The organism is Bradyrhizobium sp. ORS 375 (assembly GCF_000239775.1).
In the GTDB taxonomy this organism is placed as follows: Bacteria; Pseudomonadota; Alphaproteobacteria; order Rhizobiales; family Xanthobacteraceae; genus Bradyrhizobium.
Genome location: NZ_CAFI01000494.1, coordinates 1 through 21,636 on the forward strand (window position 1 = coordinate 1; position 21,636 = coordinate 21,636).

General features: G+C 62.4%; 19 protein-coding genes and 2 pseudogenes. 4 read left to right on the plus strand and 17 right to left on the minus strand.

Annotated features, from left to right (window positions below):
- Nucleotides 1-1,408: 1,408 nt before the first annotated feature.
- The gene (locus tag BRAO375_RS38800) at nt 1,409-1,633 is read left to right on the plus strand and encodes a hypothetical protein (RefSeq protein WP_244423428.1); all 225 of its coding nucleotides are present in this window, start codon (nt 1,409-1,411) and stop codon (nt 1,631-1,633) included.
- Nucleotides 1,563-2,372 (plus strand): annotated as a pseudogene (locus BRAO375_RS34315) (penicillin-binding transpeptidase domain-containing protein); the annotation flags it as partial. The gene BRAO375_RS38800 and the pseudogene BRAO375_RS34315, both read left to right, overlap by 71 nt.
- Nucleotides 2,373-2,441: 69 nt before the next feature.
- Here the strand turns inward: BRAO375_RS34315 and BRAO375_RS34320 are convergent.
- Entirely contained in the window at nt 2,442-3,599 is a 1,158-nt protein-coding gene (locus tag BRAO375_RS34320; protein WP_035643600.1) for a serine hydrolase domain-containing protein, read from the minus strand.
- A gap of 225 nt (nt 3,600-3,824) precedes the next feature.
- Between BRAO375_RS34320 and BRAO375_RS34325 the strand changes: the two genes are divergently transcribed.
- Both BRAO375_RS34325 and BRAO375_RS34330 read left to right on the plus strand, forming a co-directional pair.
- On the plus strand, nt 3,825-4,727 hold the full coding sequence (locus tag BRAO375_RS34325) for an AraC family transcriptional regulator (protein WP_283806112.1): 903 nt from the start codon (nt 3,825-3,827) through the stop codon (nt 4,725-4,727).
- Nucleotides 4,728-5,289: 562 nt separating this feature from the next.
- Nucleotides 5,290-5,922, plus strand: a complete 633-nt coding sequence (locus tag BRAO375_RS34330; protein ID WP_009032020.1) for a histidine phosphatase family protein — start codon at nt 5,290-5,292, stop codon at nt 5,920-5,922.
- Between the two features lie 64 nt (nt 5,923-5,986).
- Here the strand turns inward: BRAO375_RS34330 and BRAO375_RS36855 are convergent, their stop codons facing one another.
- The 16 genes and pseudogenes from BRAO375_RS36855 to BRAO375_RS34400 all read right to left on the minus strand — a co-directional run bounded on the left by BRAO375_RS36855 (nt 5,987) and on the right by BRAO375_RS34400 (nt 21,597).
- Nucleotides 5,987-6,250 (minus strand): hypothetical protein, encoded by a 264-nt coding sequence (locus BRAO375_RS36855; RefSeq protein ID WP_083842594.1) that lies wholly within the window; start codon nt 6,248-6,250, stop codon nt 5,987-5,989.
- A 120-nt stretch (nt 6,251-6,370) separates the two neighbouring features.
- Nucleotides 6,371-7,105 carry an SOS response-associated peptidase gene (locus BRAO375_RS34335; protein ID WP_009032021.1) on the minus strand — a complete coding sequence of 245 codons (735 nt, stop codon included), beginning with the start codon at nt 7,103-7,105 and terminating at the stop codon, nt 6,371-6,373.
- A gap of 2 nt (nt 7,106-7,107) precedes the next feature.
- Nucleotides 7,108-7,523: pseudogene (locus tag BRAO375_RS38805) on the minus strand (hypothetical protein).
- 9 nt (nt 7,524-7,532) lie between these two features.
- Nucleotides 7,533-7,892 carry a hypothetical protein gene (locus BRAO375_RS34340; protein ID WP_009032022.1) on the minus strand — a complete coding sequence of 120 codons (360 nt, stop codon included), beginning with the start codon at nt 7,890-7,892 and terminating at the stop codon, nt 7,533-7,535.
- A 273-nt stretch (nt 7,893-8,165) separates the two neighbouring features.
- On the minus strand, nt 8,166-8,396 hold the full coding sequence (locus tag BRAO375_RS34345; protein ID WP_009032023.1) for a DUF2274 domain-containing protein: 231 nt from the start codon (nt 8,394-8,396) through the stop codon (nt 8,166-8,168).
- Between the two features lie 2 nt (nt 8,397-8,398).
- Nucleotides 8,399-9,598, minus strand: coding sequence for a TraB/TrbI/VirB10 family type IV secretion system protein (locus BRAO375_RS34350; RefSeq protein ID WP_009032024.1), 1,200 nt, complete (start codon nt 9,596-9,598; stop codon nt 8,399-8,401).
- Nucleotides 9,595-10,551 carry a P-type conjugative transfer protein TrbG gene (gene trbG, locus BRAO375_RS34355; protein WP_502689005.1) on the minus strand — a complete coding sequence of 319 codons (957 nt, stop codon included), beginning with the start codon at nt 10,549-10,551 and terminating at the stop codon, nt 9,595-9,597. Before trbG ends, BRAO375_RS34350 begins: the two co-directional genes overlap by 4 nt.
- A gap of 8 nt (nt 10,552-10,559) precedes the next feature.
- Nucleotides 10,560-11,243: a conjugal transfer protein TrbF gene (gene trbF, locus BRAO375_RS34360; protein WP_009032026.1), complete on the minus strand. Its 684-nt coding sequence runs from the start codon at nt 11,241-11,243 to the stop codon at nt 10,560-10,562.
- A 1-nt stretch (nt 11,244) separates the two neighbouring features.
- Nucleotides 11,245-12,468, minus strand: coding sequence for a P-type conjugative transfer protein TrbL (gene trbL, locus BRAO375_RS34365; RefSeq protein WP_009032027.1), 1,224 nt, complete (start codon nt 12,466-12,468; stop codon nt 11,245-11,247).
- 53 nt (nt 12,469-12,521) lie between these two features.
- Nucleotides 12,522-13,247 (minus strand): P-type conjugative transfer protein TrbJ, encoded by a 726-nt coding sequence (trbJ, locus tag BRAO375_RS34370; protein WP_009032028.1) that lies wholly within the window; start codon nt 13,245-13,247, stop codon nt 12,522-12,524.
- Complete coding sequence (trbE, locus tag BRAO375_RS34375) at nt 13,247-15,688, minus strand: conjugal transfer protein TrbE (RefSeq protein WP_009032029.1); 2,442 nt, start codon at nt 15,686-15,688, stop codon at nt 13,247-13,249. The genes trbJ and trbE overlap by 1 nt, the downstream gene beginning before the upstream one ends.
- Before the next feature lie 8 nt (nt 15,689-15,696).
- Nucleotides 15,697-15,960, minus strand: coding sequence for a VirB3 family type IV secretion system protein (locus tag BRAO375_RS34380; RefSeq protein WP_009032030.1), 264 nt, complete (start codon nt 15,958-15,960; stop codon nt 15,697-15,699).
- A complete protein-coding gene (locus BRAO375_RS34385; RefSeq protein WP_035643607.1) occupies nt 15,960-16,271 on the minus strand; it encodes a TrbC/VirB2 family type IV secretion system protein in 312 nt (103 codons plus the stop codon). Before BRAO375_RS34385 ends, BRAO375_RS34380 begins: the two co-directional genes overlap by 1 nt.
- Before the next feature lie 8 nt (nt 16,272-16,279).
- On the minus strand, nt 16,280-17,245 hold the full coding sequence (trbB, locus tag BRAO375_RS34390) for a P-type conjugative transfer ATPase TrbB (protein WP_009032032.1): 966 nt from the start codon (nt 17,243-17,245) through the stop codon (nt 16,280-16,282).
- 1,167 nt (nt 17,246-18,412) lie between these two features.
- Entirely contained in the window at nt 18,413-20,089 is a 1,677-nt protein-coding gene (locus BRAO375_RS34395; protein WP_009032033.1) for a CHASE3 domain-containing protein, read from the minus strand.
- 143 nt (nt 20,090-20,232) lie between these two features.
- Entirely contained in the window at nt 20,233-21,597 is a 1,365-nt protein-coding gene (locus BRAO375_RS34400) for an MFS transporter (RefSeq protein ID WP_052536189.1), read from the minus strand.
- Nucleotides 21,598-21,636: the final 39 nt, after the last annotated feature.

Consider the following 21,636-nt stretch of genomic DNA (forward strand, 5'->3'; position numbering starts at 1 on the left):
GAGACCGACGACCCAACGCAGCGTCAGATTAGCTCTGCGCACTCGCGCCTTGCCAGAAAAACTCGCCCCAGCGGATCTTGAGGATAAGCTTCAGTTGCCGCCACGAGTTCATTGCGATCTCAGGCGCTCTCCGGCCGAGCACGAGGAGCCGGTGCTTGACCTAGTCGACAACTTTGCCTGCTTCGTCGCATATTTGCGACGCCGCACTTACCTGGATCAGCAAGCTCGGCTTAGTCTCCCGCGCCATTGAGAGTGCGCAGATAAAATGCCTATCGTCTTTGCAATTACCTCGCGGCTGCAAAGGTTTAGATCGCATTTGGCAGTCGCCAAAGCCGCTGGACGATCGGGCGACGGACAGCACTTCAGCTCCTCTCCCGATCATCGTGGGTATGATGCAGGTCACGTTCTCCTCCCCCGCCCGAGACAGTGGAACGCCTGCTGTTCGTAGGCGAACCTGAGGTCGGCCGGTCGTGCTCGCGACCGCCTTTCTCTGGATGCTTTCGATCCTGCCGGGACGAACCTGGGCCTCCGAAGCGTTCGGTCTCTGAGTTTTTATGGGACATCCTGCACCTCCTACTGACGCCTGCTTCCTCGGTCAGCAAACCCCCTTTATATGCGACACGTTCCTCGGCGCTTTGACTCACGTTAGTCGCATTTGGCTTTCGTTCATGTGCAAATCGATCAAGCGACAGCTCGTCGCATGGGGAATTTCGTCCCAATCCTGAGCGGCGCCTTCCGCAGCGCTGCCAAGCGGGTTTGCCGAGGACTGCGGTCTCGATGTCGAAGGGGTGTGTAGCTTACGTTTGTAGGCACTGACTCGCTACGTTCGTGGGTCACCCTTTGACCGCCAGGTCAGCCTCGAACGCCTGGTCCTTTCTCACTCCAGATCGCGCGCCCGTGCGCCCTGCACACCTTCAAGCCTTTCCGCTATCCAGAGTAGCGCGCCGTCGCGTGAACCCTTTCAAGGGGCGGATGCCCGAAGCGCGTTTTTCATCCGCTGGCAGAGTACCCTTGGGACCTGAGCGGGCTGTATTCACTCGACATCGGCGTGCTCGAACTTGCATCCTCGGTCGAGACCGGTCGTGAACTTCGCGAATTGCGGCTCTTCATAACGCCAGAACGACTCAAGTTCACGCTTTCTCTTGAACTTCCGAAGAGAACTCCAGCCAGACCAACCCCAAACTATTGGCCCGCGAGGCCTTGCAAGAAACCTATATCAGCGAAGTGGTCCGCGCGCGTATTGGGGCACAACGGTTCTTCGTCGTGAGCGGTCGCCGCCTCGCCAACCCCACCACGGCCTTCAATGGCGTTATGGGGATCACCGTTTCGCCAGAACACTTCTCCGAATTCTATCGAGCTCTCGCGCGGCAGGGACGCCTTCGGACTGATGCGATCGGACGGAGTTTCATTGGCAAGATATCCTGAAAATCGGTTTGAAGATCTGCGTGGACCGACCAACCTTTCCCGCGCCATCGAAGGCAATGAGGCCGAAGGATTGCTCACCGCGACTGGCATAAATCCGAAATCAATCGGCGGGTCGCGGATCCGTTCGATGGCGCCAGAAGATCAGCCTGAACTCCACATGGGACGACCGAAGCAATCTTCATTATGGAAAGTTTACGATCCACGATGACGAACTGCAGCACCGATTCATCACGACGAAAGAGGTGTTCACTTATTCGTCCAACATCGGGGCCGCGCGGATTGCGCTCGGACAAGGGGTGCAGGCTCAAAAAGCCTTCCTCGCCAAGATGGGACAATTATCTCGACTTCGGACCGAACTTCCTGAGGCGGCGACGCCACTTCTTCCAAAGCGTTGGGGCGACATAAACCTTGTCACCATTTCGTTTGGCCACGGCGTAGCGGTAGCGCCACTCCAGGCCGTGATGGGTGTTGATGCCCTTGTGAACGGCGGCCTCCTGATTCCGCCAACCTTTCTGAAGAGGAATGAGTCCGAAGCGGCCTTGATCTCAAAACGCGTTATCAAAGCTGAGACAAGCGAGAAAATGCGTTTCCTCATGCGCCTCAATGCAGAAGTAGGAACTGCACGAAAGGCGGACGTGGCCGGATATTACATCGGCGGAAAGACCGGAACAGCCGAGAAGGTTGTCAATGGACGCTATGCGAAGAAGCGCGTGCTGACATCCTTCATCGCGGTCTTTCCCGCTGACGAGCCGCGATTTCAAGTTCTTATCATGCTGGACGAGCCGTCGGGACTGACCGAAACTCACGGGAATATTGCCGCGGCTTGGAATGCCGCGCCCACTGGAGGCCGCGTCATCGCGAGAATAGCCCCGCTGCTCGGTATCGAGCCTCGTTTCACCCTGCCATCAGCGGAGCACCTCATCCTGGCGAACCACAGCGATCGATAGGCTCACGCTATGTAGCCAACGCTCATCGGTCGACTTTAGGCACGGGGCAAGGTTAGTGCCGACGCGTCATCAGCTCGATCGTAGACACCTGCGCAATTCGTCGAACCCCGCATGCGTCAGCCACATCGTTCGACCGTCAACGGGTTGCGGCCAGGATGAGAATTTGGCCATGACGATCTTGTTCTTGCGGTCAACGAACAGGTTCTGACCGTGGATGCCCATCGCGAACAATATGTCCGGATCGGTGTCGACCGTAAACCATCCGCTGCGATAGCTCATGCTTCGGCTGATGGGAGCGAACGATTCACCCCACTGACCGGAGCTCCACGCCTTGCGATCACCGCCGGTCGCAAGGCCGTGCACGATGTGGTTCGGGAAGATGTTCGCGCTGCCGGAAGAACCGTCGAGGCAAACCACATGCCCGAGCCGCGCCAGATCGCGGGCCGTCACACAGAGTCCGCCTGCGCTACGGGCAAAGCCGTCCCAATCCAGGGTGAGCTCGGCATCATCGCTTGCGATGGGAGTCCAGAGCTTCTCGGAGAGCAGGTCTTGCACCTTCGCGGAGGTTGCTCTCTCGACAACCCATCCGAGCAGATCGGTGTTTGCGGAATGGTAGGTAAAGCCGCCCCCGCATCGCCACGCCGGGCCGCTGAGCCGGGAGAGAAAGCTCCGGATATCCGCCTTGGGATCGCCGGGCGGCTCCCATCCGACCGATCGTGAGTAGCGCCTCTCCTGCGCCGGGTCGAAAAGGACAGCCACGCGCATGTCGAGCAAGTCCCTCGCGCGCGCGGCAGCGTAGGGCGAGTTGGCGACCTCCGGCACATAGGCGGTAATGGGCCTATCGAGCTCGATCGCTCCATCCGCCGCCAGGATCTCCGTCAGCAGACCAATGACAGCCTTGGTCGCGGACATCGCGATGTGGCGCGAGTTCGGCTCCATGCCGTTGCGATAGGCCTCGTAAACAAGCCGCCCATCGTGAAGCACGATCATGGCATCGGTCGATGTCGCCGCCAGAAACGGCTCGAGGCCCATGGACGAGCCACTGGGTAACCGGAGCGAAAACGTCTCGATCGACTTGGATGAGTTGGGAAACCGGTCTCCATTGCTACCGGATCGGACGCGTGCTGTTGCGATTTCGGACGGGAGATGATGGAACGCGCGATGATTTTGAGGCGATTGCCTCCAGTTCGACAGCTTCACATCCGGCTGTAGGGCATCGGCTTGCATCGCAATCGTTCTCCAGTTCGGCTGGGGGGAGCTGGCACGTGACGCCTCACCTGTCGGATCGCTTCAGACGCAAACCGATCACTCTCTTCGGCGAACCATCAGCAACGCTGTTCAGCGACCTGCTCTTCTAGGATCATCCTGTAGCGAGGACCCTAGCGACGGCTTTCAGGACTCTCTATATCGAGGCGTCCGCAATTCTTTCGAGATCGTCCGATTTCCGATCCCCTGACCCAGGTCGTCCGGCTCCTCAAACCCCGCGCGCTGCTCTGGAAGCAGCTCGACGCGCGAGGCCCGTGGGCCATTCGCTATCCCTCGCTCCAGGACACGATTTTCGTTCTGGTCACCGAGGGAAGCGCCAGGCTTCAGCTTGCTGGCCGACCAACGCGGACGATGGCCTCCGGCGACTTCCTGATGATGACGGCGCCTGACCAATGGATGATGGGGGACAGCGAGGAGACAAAGCCGATCAGGTTTCCGCCTCCTCAATCCAACCCGTCGGCACGGTCGATCGTCACCGATCCGTCGAGCACGGCTCCCACATTCAAGCTGCTGGGCGGCCGGTTCTCGTTCGACCGCACGCATTTGGGACTGTTGAAGGACATACTCCCCTCTGTGATCGAGATCGGTTTTGCGACATCGGGCGCAACACGCGTGGCGTCGCTCCTAAAGATGCTCGGCACCGAAGCGTGGGAGGGTCGGCCGGGTTCCGCCCTGGTCATCGAACGTCTGCTGGAAATCCTTTTGATCGAGGTCATGCGCTACCAGGGCGGGGAGCATGCGAACGTGAACCCCGGCCTGCTGGCCGGTCTTGCCGATCCGCAGATCGCCGCATGCCTGGAAGCCTTGCATCAGGATCCGTCCCGTGACTGGTCGGTCGCCAGGTTGGCGAAGGCCGCCGGCGCATCCCGATCGGTATTCGCGCAGCGCTTCTGCGAGGTCGTCGGCCTAACGCCCATGCAATATCTTCTAAAATGGCGGATGGCGCTGGCCAAAGAAATGATCATCCAAGGGGTATCGATCTCGGAGATCGCCTTCGCCTGCGGCTATCAGTCGGCAAGCAGTTTCAGCGTCGCTTTTGCACGTCATGTTGGTTGCCCTCCTTCGCATCTGCGTCCAACTCAGAATTGAGCTGTAGCTGATCGGACTATCGTGCAGGTACAAGCCAGCTAAGCCGCAGCGACGCAGAATACTCGGGTAAGACCGCTTTGACCCGAATCGGACTCCTCCAACTCGCGTCCGCCTGCGCCAGTAAAGATCAATGATGTACCTGAAACCTTATCGTCGATTGCATGCAGGAGGGCGACCGTTGCCCTCACGCTGACGTACGAAAGGGACGACACGGTTGCGGCGAATTGGCGTCAACCGAGCCCGCAAGACCTAAGGCGGCAGGGCCTCAGCGATCTCCGACTGGGCCAACTGCATTCCAGATGTTAGTCTTTTGCGCAAGGTCACCAGGTTCAATCCGGATTATTAGGACTCGATCGCGGCAAGAATTCCAGTTCCACTGCTCCTTCCTGAGAGCATGTCCGAATTCGGGTCAGCGGCGCTGCCAAGCGCCTTCCGTCGCCGCACGGCTATTCGCAGTTGCTCAATTACGCAAAGCGGGAACTTAGTCCGGCCGAAGATTGCGATTGAAACGGACTGCGCTACGCGCGACCATCCTCTGGCCTTTGCACAGAGGAATTCGCGCATGAAGTTTCTTTGCCGCCTCGCATTGTTTGCCGTTCTCGCCGGCTTCTCTCAACACGCTACCGCCGCCGATACGGCCGGGCTCATCGCTTCACTCAAGCAAGGCGCCTACGTACTGATCTTTCGGCACACCGCTACGGACGACAGTCAAAAAGACATTTATCCTTACAAGTTCGACGACATGAGCGCCCAGCGCCAGCTGAGCGAGAAGGGCCGGGACGTGGCGCGGCAGATCGGGATGGCGATAAAGGAACTCGCGATCCCGGTCGGCGATGTCTACACCAGCCGGCTGAACCGCGCGATCGAGACGGGGAAGCTGATCACCGGTCACGAGGTCAAGCCTGTCGATGCATTGAACGATAGCAGCAACGCGAGCGCGTCCGGAATGGCGAATCCTTCCGGCGCCAATGCAAGGGTGGGCCAAGCGGTACGTCAACTCATCGATGCGCCGCCGAAGGCAGGGACTAACACTGTCCTGATCACCCACAAGACGAACATCGCCGATGCTTTCGGCAAGGAGGCCGGTGACGTCCAGGAAGGCGAGGCTTTCATCTACAAGGCCGACGGCTCAGGTCCAGCCGCTTTCGTAGGACGCATCAAGGTCGCGGATTGGCCCGTAAAGGCCAGCAAGTGACAAGCTGCCCAGGTGCGCAACTCGCATTCGGATACGCGAAGTTACGTGGATAGGTCTGCAATCGCTATTCGGGCAGGCACTCGGGGCAGGTGTCGCCCAGTGAATCGAGGACATTGCGGACCTCCGCGATGGCTTCGTCAGGCGAGATGCCGTCCGGAGGGTCCTGACGGGCGACATCGACTGCGCGCTGGCGCGCGTGCGGATCTGCCCGGTCCCTTGCCCAACCGTGCTCCTCGCATTCGTGGATGGCTCCAGCCTCTTGCAGGACGTGGATGGCCCAGCCTCGCAGACTTCGGATTGCAGGTCTTCGTTCGGTCGTTGTCAGCATCGAAATCACTCCACCAGAACGAATCCTTCCGCCCGCCTACTCGTTCCGCTCGGTCAGCACGCAGCAGGGATTCGCAATCGTCAGAGCTCGCGTTGGTCCAGGTGTTTCGGGCCTCAAGACCTAACCCGACGGCCAAGGATCCTCTTTCGGACCGGTGGCTACGATCCGCAGCGCGCCGTCTGGTAAGGGCCGCTGCAGCGCCTTGGCCTCGTCCCACGGGCCGCGCAGCCAGGCGTCGAATTCCTCGGATCTAGTCAGGATCACCGGCATCGCCTTCGGGTGCACAGTGCCGACCTCGGCGTTCGGCTCGCAGGTCAGAAAACCATACACGTCGATCGTGACCTCGCCCTCCTTTGCTTTGCGGACTGATGTCCAGGTTGTCCAGAGGCCGGCGAACGCCAGGAGAGGCCGGCTCTCGTCGGCGGCGAACCAAACGGGCACCTTCTTGCCGTCGATCGTGTCGTACTCGGAGAATGACGTGAACGGGACCAAGCACCGGTGGTCGGGGCTGAGCCAGCGTTTCCAGTGCGCGCTGCCAACGTTGCGGATGTTGGTCGTCCCGCTGTCCGGCTCAAGCCGCAACAGCTCCTTGAAATCAACGGTCTTGCCCTTGGCTTCAAGCTTCTCGGCCCGCTTCTTGGTCGCATCCATCAGGGCCTTTGCCGAGGACGGCATGCCCCACCTCGCCATCGCGAGCTCCAGGCCGGCGGCCGAGTTGCGGACGATCGGCGCGGGATAGTCCGGGAAGATGCCCGGCATGGACGGCAGATTGCCCGTGCGGTCGTTCCCTTGCTGCACTCCGAACAGCCGCCGGATGGCGTCGGCGTTCTTGGTCATCGAGTAGAGATTGCACATCGTCAGGTCTCCGGAGCTGCCTGGCGGGGGCGCTGCGCCATTTGTACCAGCGTCGCAGGCGGTCGGCGATTGGCCCCCGCGCACCGGCTGCACCGGAGCCGGCCAGCCAAGTCGTGGACAAAGGTGGTCGGCGGATGGCGCAGCGGGTTCTCACCTTGATTGTCGCCGCGCAGCCACCGTTGATCGCCTGGTCGATCGCTGGCGATGGGTCGACGGGACCGCCGTTGGCCCACATCCGCTCGTTCCAGCTTTCGCAGAGAAGCTTATCGGCTTTGCGGATCAGCGCCTCGCCCTCGGCCCGTGCTTCGGCGGCCCGCTCGGCGAGGATGGTCGTCATTGCGCGAGCCCGGCCGAGCTCCTTCTGCAACGCCTTGCGGTCGCCTCCGCTGAGCGGTGTCGGGTGACGTTTGGGCGCCATCCCGCCGGCTCACCCAAACGACGGCCAGCAGCCGTCCTCTTCGTGGCGTCCCGTCCTCTGCGTGCAGGTGTCGTCGAGCAGGCGCTGGCCCACGTCCCGCCAGACGGACTCTGGACCGTAAAGCCGGACGGCATCGGCCTTCTGGATCTCGACGGTTCGGCCGCAGCGCCGACAGCCGACGCGCAGCACGTGATCGGGCACCTGATTGAGTCGAAGCAGTCGTCCGGACGCAGCAGGGTCCCCTTGGCCGCCGTTGGCGCCGGCGGCCTCCAGCAGCGCCTCCCAGTATTCCGGCGGCAGGTCGTCGTTTGGGGCGAGCCCGCGCCCGGAAGGGGCCTTCCTGCCGACGTAGCGGGCAAGCTGGTCCATATGTCTCCGGGTCGGCATGCGCCAGCTGGCAGGGCGGTCAGTCGTCATGACCACGATGAGAACATAACATGAACATAGAGTCGAGTCTTTGCACCGCTGCCCAAGGGGTCGGTGGGTTCAGGGAGCTTGGCAGCCCGCAATCTGGAACAAGGAAGCCGCCATGCCGCGTCGGTCGGAGACCTCCTTTCAGTGATGGCCCTCTGCCATTCGAGGCCTGCAGCGCTGTGGTGACGTACTCGTCTATGCGGCCCGCGAGAGCCGGCACACCGGCAGTCAACCGCGATCTGAAGTGCGTCTCTTTTTCAAGAACGCACGATCTGTTGCCATAAACCGCGTCACCATCGCCACGATCAGGTTAGGCAGCTCCTGCTCTGCTTTGCCGGTCTGCGGCACGATCAGCTGCGCATAAGCCAAGAGATCGCGATGCACTGAAGCCGGCAACTCTATCGTGAGCTTCACGGGTTTCTCATTGGGCAGCGCCGTAATCTTCAAGATCGATGACATGGCTATCCTCGATAGGGCTCCAACACGAGATCACGATTGACGATCACCCGCACAGGAAAGCCAGGCCTGACGGTCAAAGTCGGCTGAACGTTCATCTGCTGACGTACGAGCTGCTGACCTGTCTGACTCATTGCGTTGCCGAATCCTTGGCGCAGCGCCTGAAGGATCGTCGCATTGTTCGTATTCGGATTCGCGCCTGCGTTCACCTCGCTGCCCACCGAGAGCAAGGTCGAGAGCAGAGCTGCCCCCGCGAGCTGTCGCCAATGATTGTCGACCTCGTCCGACAGTCCAGAATAGCCGCCCGCATCCGCGCCCGGTTGCCGCTCAAGCACGATCGATCGGCCATTGGGCATGATCAGCCGGGTCCAGACCAGGAGCACGCGTGATTGGCCGGCGGTCACCTGGCTATCATAAACTCCGATCAGCCGAGCTCCTTGCGGCACCAAGAGGACGCGTCCGGAAGGCGTATCGAAGATGTTCTCGGTGACTTGCGCCGTGAGCTGTCCTGGGAGGTCTGAGCGGATTCCCGTGATGAGGGCCCCCGGAATGACGGTCCCGGCCTGCACCACGTAAGGCGATGCGGGCCTGGTCACGCGATCCAGGCTTGTCGTGCGCCGATCGACGGGAGCATTCATGAACGCAAGTTTTCGCTCTTGCCCATTCTGGGCAAACGGATCGTCGGCGCCTGACGCAACAATCGCCCGATCACTGGTCGGAGACGAGGTCGCCGGCGGCTGGGTATCGCGAACATTGGTCGTTGCGAACAGCCGGCTGACGCGGGCGGCCTCGGTTTCCTGCTCGCGCCGCTGCTGGTCCTGGTCTGGCATTCCGTTGGATGCCTGTCCTTGTGCAGCCAGGATCGGCCGGCCGAGATCACCGGGCAGCGGCGGACCAAGAGCGGGGACGTCCTTCGGCACGCTGGCATAATCGCGCGGCAAGGCCGACACGCCATCCGCCACGTCGTGATGGTCGGTGTTGTAGAGCTCACCTGAGCCTGCTGGGCGTGATTTGCTGGTCTGCAAAGCCCAGATGAAGCCGCCGCCAATCAAGAGCAGAGCCATGGCGCTCCCGCCGGCAAGGACCTTGCGCGACAGCCGTGTGATCGGCGGCGGATCACCCTTCAGTCGCATCTCCTGTGCGCGCTGGTCTGTAGCTGCAGACATCTTTGGCGCGGCCGAAGCAATATCCTCCGGACCGGTCATTGGGACGCTCCGTCGGTTCTGACGATCCGGACCTTCTGCTGCGGCTCACCGCCCAGACGCAGCTCGGCTGCGGCAAACAGCCGATCGACGATCATCACGTTGCGGAAGGTCCGGTAGTTGACGATCTCCGGCGCGCCGTCTGGGCCAATCACGAACAGCGGCGGCATTTCACCCTGAACGATGCCGCGGGCGAACTCGATGTAGACCTTGCGCCCATCGTCATAGGCGTTCACCGGCTTCCATGGCGGATCATCGCCCTCGATGCGATAGCGAAGACGCCGTTGCGCCGGATCGGGCAAATCCGGTCTCAAGGCGGCTTGTTGCGCCCGGACCTTGGCATTCTGCGGATAGTACCAGGCAACGGCTGGCATGTAGGGCTTTTCGCGCGACCGGAGCTCGATCAGATAGGTCCGCCGGTCGGTGTTGACGACGAGATTGGTCTCGACCGCCGGGCGGGTCGGCTTGACCAGGATGTGCACGCGGCGCGTCTCCCCGGCGCCGCTCTCGGTGTCACCCACGACCCAGCGCACGGTGTCTCCGGCCGAGACCGGGCCGGAACCAGTAAGCTGCTCGCCCTCTTCGAGCATGATGTCCGTGATCTGCCCGGGCGCGGCATAGACCTGATAGAGCGCTCCCGGGCTGTAGGCATAGATCTGCGCCGCGTTGAAATACCCCCGCTTCCGCGGCTCCACACGCGCCGCGCTATTCGCCATCTCGACCCTATCGAGCGGCTCCGACTCCTCCTTCGCCCCGGCCTTGCCGCCGAGCGACACTTTCCACGCCGGCGGCAAATGCAGCGGTCTTGGCTTATCATCCACGATCGCGGGAGGAGCAGTCAGAGGCGGCACCTCGCTGTCATAGCTGATCTTTGGGGGTGTCGTTGTCACGCAACCGCCTAACGCGCCAGCAATCGCAGCCGCGTTGATCCATCTGGCCCGCAACACCCAGGCAATCGGATTGCTCACTGCGACAACTCCTTCGACCAGTTGATGGCATGGATGTAGACGCCGAGCGGATTCTTCCGCAGCCGATCGGCATTGTCGGGCATTGCGAGCACGATGGTGAGGATCGCGCTCCAGCGCTCGGTCGCGCCGAGCGCGCCGTTCTCATAGCGGCGCTCAACCCACGCGATCCGAAAGCTGTCGGGTGAAGCGCGGATGACGCTGGAAACCTCGACAGAGACCTGGGTCCTACCGAGCCGCGTGAAGGGATCGTTGGAGCGCGCATAGTCATTGAGCGCCGCCGCTCCACGATCGGTCGTAAAGTCGTAAGCGCGCAGCCAATTCTGGCGCAGCACGATGCCGTCGGCCGGCAGGCCCCTCACATCCTCGATGAAGCGTGCGAGATGGAAGGCGACTTGCGGATCGGTCGGCCTGTAGTCTGCGATGGCCGGCGCCACGCGCTGGACCTCGCCGAGATGGCCGACCTCGACCACCCACGGAGTCACTGTCCCGCGTGTCGACTGCCAGATCAGCGCGGCAGCAAAGCTGGCCGCGAGGACAAGGCAGCCGAATGCCATCAGCCGCCAGTTCCGGGCCTGGACGCGCGCCGAACCAATGCGCTCGTCCCAAACCTGGGCCGCCTTCTGATATGGCGTCACCGGCTCGGGCGTGCGGCCGTAGTGAACGGATGGACGCTTGAACATGTCAGGATTTCCCCTCGGAGAGATCGACGGAGCCGCCATGCCCGCCTTGCTCGGCATTGCGCACGGCCTGCGTGGTCGTGGATGTGCCCTGATGGATGGCTCGCGCCGCCTTGATGCGTTGCGCCCAACGGGGCGAGCTGCTGGCCGAAACTTCGCCCTCAGCTCCATGAGAGCCATGGACGCCGTTGCTCCGTGCCTCCGCCTTCTGACGAAGCGGGCTTCCGATTGCCCCCGCCTCATCAGCTCCAGGAGTGCCACCGCGCAAAATGCTGGACGCACCAGAGCGAAGGGAAGCAGCCGCCTTTGCTGAGCCGGAGAAGGCAGCACCAGTGAGCCCCGCAGCTCCTGCCGCCAGACCAGTGCCAGCCACGACAAGGCCGCCTACCGCCAATGATGCGCCGGCAGCGCTACCGGCGCCCAGCTGCGGCCCGCCCGAAACCAGTCCATTGGCAATGCCGGGTCCAAACAGTCCGAGACCGAGCAGCGACAGCGATGCCAGTACCAGAGCCATGGCGCTGTCGATCGTCGGGGGATCACCACCGGCGGCTTGCGTGAGCTGACCGAACAAGGTCGAACCGATTCCGGAGATCACGGCAAGCACGAGGACCTTGATGCCCGACGAGATGACGTTGCCGAGCACCCGCTCTGCGGCGAACGCAGTCTTACCAAACAGGCCGAACGGAATCAGCACGAAGCCGGCGAGCGTCGTCAGCTTGAACTCGATCAGCGTCACGAACAACTGTATCGCCAGGATGAAGAAGGCGAGCAGTACGACCACCCAGGCGAACAGGAGAACGGCAATCTGAACGAAATTCTCGAAGAAGCTGACATAGCCCATCAGGCTCGAGATCGCCTGCAAGAGGGGACGCCCGGCATCGAGGCCCACCTGCGCAATCTTGCCCGGCCGCAGGAAATCCGCCGTCGACAGCGCCGAGCCAGACGCCTTCAGGCCTAATGCAGCGAAGCTCTCGAAGACGACGCGGGCGAGGCTGTTCCAGTTACCGATGAGATAGGCGAAGACACCGACGAACAGTGTCTTCCGCACGAGCCGCGCGATGACGTCGTCTTCGCCGCCCCATGCCCAGAACAACGCGGCCAAGGTGACGTCGATGGCCACCAGCGTGGACGCGAGATAGCCGACCTCACCGCCGAGCAGACCGAAGCCGCTGTCGATCGACCGGGTGAACGTCTCCAGGAATTGGTCGATGATGCCCGTTCCGGTCATTACGAAAGCTCCTTAGTCGGCCGCAAAGCGATCCGCGGGTCGGCCACTCATGCTCAGTGGAACATTTGCACGTTGGACGGCTGGTAGCCCTGCCCTGGCGTCAGGAAGCGCCGAAGCTGCTCGCGCCCTTGATCCTGGGCGGCCGCACGCTGCGCCGTGTCCAGGCTCTGCGCCCTGCCCTGTGCAGCCACCGCCGCCGTGAGATCGGCCAGCTGTTGCGCCTGCAAGGCCAGGATCTGGTTCCCGGCCTGGGTCACCTGCAGCGCTCCCGTGGCGCCCTGGCTCGCTGTGACCAGTGCGGCCGACTGGCTCCTGACGGCGTCGAGATTGCCGACGACACCCGCCTGGACCTTCAGCGCGTCCTGAAGCGCGGCCACCGAGGTCTGCCAGCGCGACTGCGCGTTATTGACGAGGTCCTGCGCGGTCGCATTCGCTTTCGCCGGCGCATAGGTCGTCGCAAAGGCGCGATTGATCTGCTGAACGTCGTAGGCGAGGCGCTGCGCCTGTTTCAGAAGGTCCTGCGTGCGCTGGATCGACTGCTGCAGCTGCGTCAGCGAAGAGTATGGCAGGCTCGCGAGATTCTTCGCCTGGTTGATCAGCATCTGCGCCTGGTTCCCTAGTGACAGGATCTGATTGTTGATCTGCTGCAGCTCACGCGCGGCGGTGAGGACGTTCTGGGCGTAGTTGTTGGGATCGAACACAACGAGTTGCGCCTGCGACGGCGGTGCCGAAACGAGGAAGATCACAGCGACTGAAGCCGCCCATCTCGGCATCCACATCACGAGCCCCTCTCCAGGTTCTCAAGATTCGGGATGAGATCAGCTGCCCAGCCCGCACCTCGCTGCCGGAGCCAGGCCGCTGCGAATTCCTCCTTCCCGGCCGCCGCCCAAACCTCCGACACCGCCAGTTGATCTGTCTTGGACGAGACCCCCGTGAATGCGAGTGCCACCTCGCCCAACCCCAGCTCGAACATCCGGTTGCCGCGGCGGGACTGGCAGTAGTAGTCGCGCTTCGGGACTGCGCGGCTGATGAGCTCGATCTGGCGATCATTGAGGCCGAACCGGCGATAGATCGCCGCAATCTGCGGCTCGATCGCACGCTCATTCGGCAGCAGGATCCGGGTCGGACAGCTCTCGATGATCGCGGGCGTGATCGCCGAGCCGTTGATGTCGGAGAGTGACTGGGTGGCGAAGATGACCGAGGCGTTCTTCTTCCGCAGCGTCTTCAGCCACTCCCGTAGCTGGCCGGCGAAATCGGCATCATCCAGCGCCAGCCAGCCCTCATCGATGATCAGAAGCGTCGGCCGGCCGTCGAGCCGCTGCGCAACCCGGTGGAAGAGATAGGACAGCACGGCGGGAGCGGCGGCCGTCCCGATCAGTCCCTCGGTCTCGAATGCCTGAACCGATCCATTGCCGAGCGCCTCGTGATCGGCATCCAGCAGCCGCCCATGGGCGCCTTCGAGGCAATACGGCTTGAGCGCACGCTTCAAACTATTGGACTGCAGCAGCACCGAAAGGCCGGTCAAGGTGCGCTCTGCCACCGGTGCAGACGCCAGCGACGTCAAGGCCGACCACAGATGCTCCTTGGCCTCCGGGGTGACCACAATCTTCTCGCGAACCAACAGGCTCGTGATCCAGTCGGCCGTCCAGGCGCGCTCAGTCACGTCCTCGATCCCGGCCAAAGGCTGCAGCGCAACCGTGCTTTCGCTATCGGCCGACAGCGCTCCGCCGAGGTCGTGCCAGTCACCATCCATGGCGAGCGCTGCGACCCGCATTGAGCCGCCGAAGTCGAAGACGAAGATTTGCGAGCCGGGATAGCGGCGGAACTGCAGGGCCATCACCGCCAGCAGAACCGACTTGCCGGCACCCGTCGGCCCGACCACCAGGGTATGGCCGACATCACCGACATGGAGCGAGAAGCGGAACGGCGTCGCCCCTTCCGTCCGGCCAAATAGCAGCGGCGGAGCCTTCAGGTGGTGATCGCGCGTCTCGCCGGCCCAGACCGCCGACAGCGGAATCATGTGCGCCAGATTCAGCGTCGAGAGCGGCGGCTGGCGAACATTGGCGTAGACGTGCCCAGGCAGACCGCTAAGCCAGGCTTCGACGGCATTCACGCTTTCGGCCATGCAGGTGAAGTCGCGGCCCTGGATGACCTTCTCGACCAAGCGCCGCTTCTCGTCCGCTCGTGCCGGGTCCGCATCCCAGACCGTCACTGTCGCGGTGACATAGGCCTGGCCGACGTCGTCGGAGCCGAGGTCCTGAAGCGCCGCGTCGGCATCGATCGCCTTGTTATGCGCATCGGTATCCACCAGGCTCGCCGGCTCGTTGGTCATCACCTCCTTGAGAAGGGCAGCCAGCGATTTGCGCTTGGCGAACCACTGCCGGCGGATGCGCGTGACGAGCTTCACCGCATCCTGCTTGTCCAGCATGATGGCGCGGGTCGACCAGCGATAGGCAAAGGCCAGCCGGTTCAGATCATCCAGGATCCCCGGCGTCGTTGCCGACGGAAACCCGACGATGGTGAGCACACGCAGATGAACCGATCCCAGCATCGGCTCTAGACCGCATGTGAGCGGCTGGTCGGCCAGCAGGCCGTCGAGATGCATCGGGATTTCGGGGACGCGGACGCGCTGGCGCTGGGTCGAGATCGTCGAATGCAGGTAGCTCAGCACGGCGTCGTCACCCAGCCAGGCACATTCCGGCATGAAGCCGGCAATCAGCTGCAGGATGCGATCGGTGCGGTCGACGAAGCCGCGCAGGATCTCCCGGCCGTTGACGCCATCGGATTGCGGTCGGCCCTCGTAGAGAAGGCGTTCGGAACGTGCGACGTCCTCGCGCGGCGGCAGGTAGAGAAACGTCAGAAAATAGCTCGACTCATAGTGGGCCCCCTCTTCCTCGAACTGCGCCTTCCGCTCGGCATCGACCAGCGCGGACGCGGCATCCGGAAACATGCAAGGCGGATAGGCTCCTGCTGAATGACGTTGCGCCTCCACGAAGATGGCCCAGCCCGATCCCAGCTGCCGCAGCGTGCTGTTGAGGCGGGCAGCGACAGCCACGAGCTCGGACTCGACCGAACTCTCCAGATCAGGACCTCGGAAACGCGCCGTTCGCTGCAGCGAGCCGTCCTTGTTGAGGACGATGCCTTCATCGACCAGCGCCGCCCAAGGCAGAAAGTCGGCCAAACGTATGTTGGTGCGGCGATATTCGGCGAGATTGAACATGGCTGACCTCACTGACCGAGATGACCGGGAATACGCAGATGACGGCGCACCACTTCGACGAACCATGGATCGCGCTTGGTGGCCCACACCGCGATCACGTGGCCGACAAACCAGAGCAGCAGGCCGAAGAACCAGAGGCGTAGACCTAGACCCAGCGCTGCCGACAGCGTGCCGTTGACGATTGCGACTGAGCGCGGCGCCCCACCGAGCAGGATCGGCTCCGTCAGGGAGCGATGGACCGGCGCGACAAAACCTTTGACCTGTTCATCCATCAGATCATCACCCCGCCGCCGAAGGAGAAGAACGACAGGAAGAAGCTTGAGGCCGCAAAGGCGATGGAGAGCCCGAACACGATCTGGATCAGCCGCCGGAAGCCGCCCGAGGTCTCTCCGAAGGCAAGCGACAGACCGGTCGTAATGATGATGATCACGGCGACGATCTTGGCGACCGGCCCTTCGACCGACAGCAGGATCTGATTGAGCGGCTGCTCCCACGGCATGTTCGAGCCGGCGGCGTGAGCGGGGGCTTCGAGCAGCATCGAGACCGCCGCCACAACAACCCAACTCGCCGGCAATGTTCTCATCGGTATCGTCACCAGTGATCTCCCATGTGTGCGAGGACGTAGTCTCCGGATTCAGAAAGCCCCTCCACGCGCACGAGCTCGCTCAGGCGGCGCGCGCGACCGCGGCCGGTCAGTACGGCGATCACGTCGATGGTTTCGGCAATCAGGGCTCGCGGCACGGTCACCACGGCCTCCTGGACCAACTGCTCCAGCCGCCGGAGCGCGCCGAGCGCAGAGCCCGCGTGAATCGTACCGATGCCGCCGGGATGCCCCGTGCCCCAGGCCTTCAGGAGATCGAGCGCCTCAGGACCGCGTACTTCGCCGATCGGAATACGATCCGGCCGAAGGCGCAAAGACGAACGAACAAGATCGGAAAGCGACGCCACGCCGTCCTTGGTCCGAAGCGCGACCAGATTGGGCGCAAAGCACTGCAGCTCACGGGTATCCTCGATCAGCACGACACGGTCTGATGTCCCCGCGACCACCTCTAGCAGCGCATTGGTCAGCGTGGTCTTGCCAGTCGACGTGCCTCCGGCCACCAGAATGTTGCAGCGATCGAGCACGGCTTTCCGCAAGCCACCAGCCTGCACCAGGCTCATGATGCCGTCAGCGACGTAATGATCGAGCGTGAAGACCGCGATGGCCGGCTTGCGGATCGCGAAGGTCGGCGCGGCGACGACGGGCGGAAGCAAACCTTCGAACCGTTCGCCCGTACCCGGCAATTCTGCCGAGACGCGCGGGGATCCCGCATGGACCTCGAGCCCGACATGGTGGGCGACGAGACGAATGATCCGCTCGCCATCATCAGCGGAAACCATCTCGCCCGTGTCAACCAGACCGGATGCCAGACGATCAGCCCAGAGCCGGCCGTCCGGATTGAGCATCACCTCGACCACAGATGCATCGTCGAGAAGGAGCTCGACTGCCGGCCCCAGAGCTGTTCTCAGCATGCGCGCGCCACGCGAGGCAATCTGCGTTTGAGCGATCCCCGTCACCCCTGATCTCCGATTCGTCCAAGCGCACGCGCGGCGCGCGAACCGGATGATCAAAGAATGCAGCAGCTCCGCTGAGCAAGATCACGCTCGCCAACTGCGCGCTCTGGCGAAGAAAAGGGTAGACGCTGAGCTTGAAGGCCACTGCTGGAAAGTCACAAAGGATGCGGCGCACCTCACGACCGCCGCACCTGAGTCGATCGTCCGACTGCCTTGGTCGCCGGCTTTGTGCGGATTGAGAGCCGAGCGAGGGCGGTAGTCTCGAGGGTAACATTCAAGCCGAACACCTGATGAGCATCAGCGGATGGTGCCGTCTTCTTTTAGGCTCCAATGCGCCACCAGCAATTCTTGCGCGTATTGTGCACGCCCCCTCCGGAAATCACAAAACACTCAGGACGGCGTTCGCTCGCCCGACCATCTCCTCTGGAAATAGCCCGAGATGACCAAAAGCTCCGCACGTTTGATGGTCCGGCTGTACGAGAGAGCCGAGCAGGCTCGCAACTGGTAGGAAGACCAGAGCCAGACTCTTTGGCCCGAACTAAACGCGAGCTCGACGGAGTTGTACGCGGACCGAAGGCCCCAGAACGTGCATTCTTAACTTCTGCAACGGATGACGGGCAGTCTGGTTTACCTCAATGTCTTCCGCACAGCCGAGACATTCAGCCGTATATCCGCAATGACTTGCTCCGCCAAATCCATTTGCTGCCGGATTATTCGTACAAATTCGTCTGACGAGCTTGGAGCTAGGCCTTCGCTCGGGTCACATTCGCGTTCAATCTTTTGTAGCAGACAGCGCCATGAAGATAGCTGCTGCTCCAGCCTGTCGGCTTGCCTCACAATTGCTGAGGATAGGTGTTCCGCGACAACTGCGTTCAAATGGGGCACAGGTGACTGCTGGACCAAAGCTACTGCTTTTTTTGAACCGGGGAACTGTATTATGTCTGGCATGGCCCATTCACCATCTAAAACGCAGGACAAAGAAAATGCCGCAGATCTCATTGCCATCTGAGCACAGATGGCAAGATTGCGTAGCTATACTTAGCCGAGCGTGAAACGCGCACCTGATAGATCTCCCAAACGGGCCATTTTGCGCGATTTCGCTTTCCGACGTTCGCAATCATGGACGATCCGTGAGGGCAAAGGTGCGCCTTGCCATCTACGACGTTTCGCCTATGCCGCGCGGACAGTGTCCAAGAACCGTCCCACCTCGGCCTTCAGACGATTGCTGTCGGACGACAGAGCCTGCGCCGCGGTCAAGACCTCCGAAGAGGCGGAGCCGGTCTCGCTGGCACCGCGCTGCACTTCGACGATGTTGGTGGAAACGTCCCTGGTGCCCTGCGAGGCGTGCTGGACGTTGCGCGAGATCTCCTGGGTCGCGGCGCCCTGCTCTTCCACCGCGGCGGCGATGGTCGAGGCGATCTCCGACAGCCGCTCGATGGTCCCCGAAATCTCCTTGATGGCGCCGACCGATTCCTGGGTTGCACTCTGGATGCCGGAGATCTGTTGGCCGATCTCGCCGGTCGCCTTGGAGGTCTGCTCGGCCAGCGCCTTCACCTCGGTGGCGACCACCGCGAAGCCGCGGCCGGCTTCGCCGGCGCGCGCCGCCTCGATGGTGGCGTTGAGCGCCAGCAGGTTGGTCTGGCCGGCGATGGTGTTGATCAGCTCGACGACGTCGCCGATCCGGGCGGCGGCCTTCGACAGTTCGCTCACCTGGTCGTTGGTCCGGCGCGCCTGGTTGACGGCCTCGTTGGCCATGCGCGCGGATTCCTGGACTTGGCGGCTGATCTCGGTGACCGAGGAGGACAGTTCCTCGGTCGCGGAGGCGACCGACTGCACGTTGCTTGAGGCGAGCTCGGAGGCCGAGCCCACAGTGGTCGTCAGCTCCTGCGCCCGCTCGGCGGAGCGGCGCAGCGTATTGGCGGAGCCTTCCAGCCGGCCCGAGGCGGTCGACACGGCGTTGACGATGTCACCCACGGTCTGCTCGAAGCGGCCGGCGAGATCCATCATGTCGCGGCGGCGGTTCTCGGCCTGGCGACGCTCGGGCTCCTTCTGCTCGGCTTCGAGTGCCTGGACGCGGATGGCATTGTCCTTGAAGATCTGCACGGCCTTGGCCATCTCGCCGACTTCGTCGCGGCGATCGGCATAGGGGATGGTGACGCTGAGATCGTTATTGGCGAGGCGGCCCATCGCGGCGGTCATGCTGGTGATGCCGCGGGTCACAGCGGCATTCAGCACCAGCAGCGAGATCATTGCGATCAGGGCCATCAGCACGCCGCTCGTCATGATCGCCGTCTTCGACGAGGCCAACGCGGCTTCAGCGGCCTCCGCGCGCGTCTGAAGCAGCGAAGCTTCCATGTCGATGGCCTCCTTCACCAGCGCGCGCAGGCCATCCATGTACTTCTTGCCTGCACCGGAGGCTTCGAGGTTGCGCGCCTCCTGCACGGTCTGCGGATCACGCATCAGCGCGATCTCTTTCTCCGCCACATCCTTACGCCAGCCGGCGGCGGCCTTCGCGATCTCGTCGAAGCGGCGCTGCTGGGTCGGGTTGTCCGACGTTAGCTGCTTCACCTCGGCAAGCGCCTTCTTGAAGGCCGTGTCGGAATTGTTATAGGGCTCGAGGAAGTTATCGGTACCGCCGACCAGGAAGCCGCGCACGCCGGTCTCGGCATCGACCATCGCGGAGACCAACGCCTTAGTCTGATCGATCACCTGGTAGGTGTGGACAGTCCAACCATTGTTCTGCGCCAATGTACTCAGGTCCTGCCATGTGATGAAGCTGGCGATGACCGAGACCACGATAGTCAGAAGAAAGCCGGCGCCCAGCTTGCGCGACGTCTTCATGTTCATCAAAGATGAAATCATACTTGGAACCTACAATCTGCAGCGGTTTAGCAACTGAATCTCGTTCGCAATTGATCGCTGCGCGTCCATAAAATGACAGTTAACATCTATCTCGGTAGTAACCCGGGCTGCTGGTGCTCTTGGCAGCCTCACCACTCGCCTTGCGCTAGCGGCTCCTCGAGCAAAATGGGAACTCCGGGAGAGAAAATGGAACCTGTTGCATTGCTGTCGAGTGCGAAGTCCACTCTATCGAGTGCCGGCGTGGTCGCATGTCCTCTACCTGGCATCGCGAACCAGAAGAGCGATGCGGTCTGCAGTGCCACGTTCACACCGAATGCCACTTGGTACGCGACGGCCGGATAGTGACCATCCTGTTGACCCCAGAGGGCCACCAGCAGGCCTGTCCCGTATTGCGCAAGAAAGCCCCACCCGAAGTGCACGACATTCAGAACGCCATTGGCTCGACCGGCCATCTCTTTTGGAAAATAGTCCGAGATGATCGCAAAGCTCAGCACGGTGGCCGATCCTACGATAGCGATCATCAGCCAGGGACCGATCGTCGGCAGCGGCAGTCGTAAGACCAATCCCAGTTGGGCCAGAATGAACAGGATCGCCACGAAGGCGAGCAATGTCTCTGGCCTGATGCCCTTCCCACGGGTCCAACTCGCGAGCATGCCGAGCAGCGAAGCCCCAAGACTCAGCACGATCGCCGTCGCACAGAGCGCCGTCACTACCTCCGTGCGTGTCATTCCCTCCACGTCCGTCATCCACGCGGGCGCCCAGAGACCTTGCATCGACCAGGCCGATCCAATGCAGGCGCCAGACAGCGGCGCGATCTTCCAAAAACGTCGATCGGCCAGGATCTCTCGCAGACCGCCGCCGGCTGCTGCGGATGACCCGTCAACATCGCGCTCCGGGACCAGGAAGAAGATCAGGATCGCCGTACCCGCCGTGGTCACGGCCAAGATGTCGAACAGATCCCGCCATCCAGTCTTGGCCAGCACCGCTTCCGCCGGCACCGTGGCGGCAACCGCCCCAAGCGCGCCGAGCATGACCATGTATCCGTTCACTAGCGCAACGCGCTCGCGTGGGAACCAGAGAACAATCGCCTTCAGGCCGGCGGTGAGAGCAGCTGCGACGCCGAGCCCAATGACCGCGCGTGACATCAGCAGCGATAATGGTCCGGTCGAGCGCGCGAACGCGGCTGCGCCGAAGGCAGCGACCAGCAGCAGCGCGCTCTGAACTCGTCGCGGCCCGTGGCGATCGAGCATCACGCCGACCGGGATCTGGGCGGCCGCGAGCACCAGAAAGTAGACTGCCGTAATCAGGCCAAGGTCGGCGGCGTTCAGGCCCAAATCGGCAGCGAGACGTACGGAGACCACGCCATTAATTGTCCGGAACAGGTACGAGAGGAAGTAACCGGCCGCAAATGGCATGAAGACTAGAGCCACGACAGCCCAGCCGGCTATGGCCCGGCTATGGTCATTGTCGGCAACGCCGTTTCGGCCAAACATGTAGTCCGGCTCGGAGTCACCGGGTGTGTCGACGTAAGG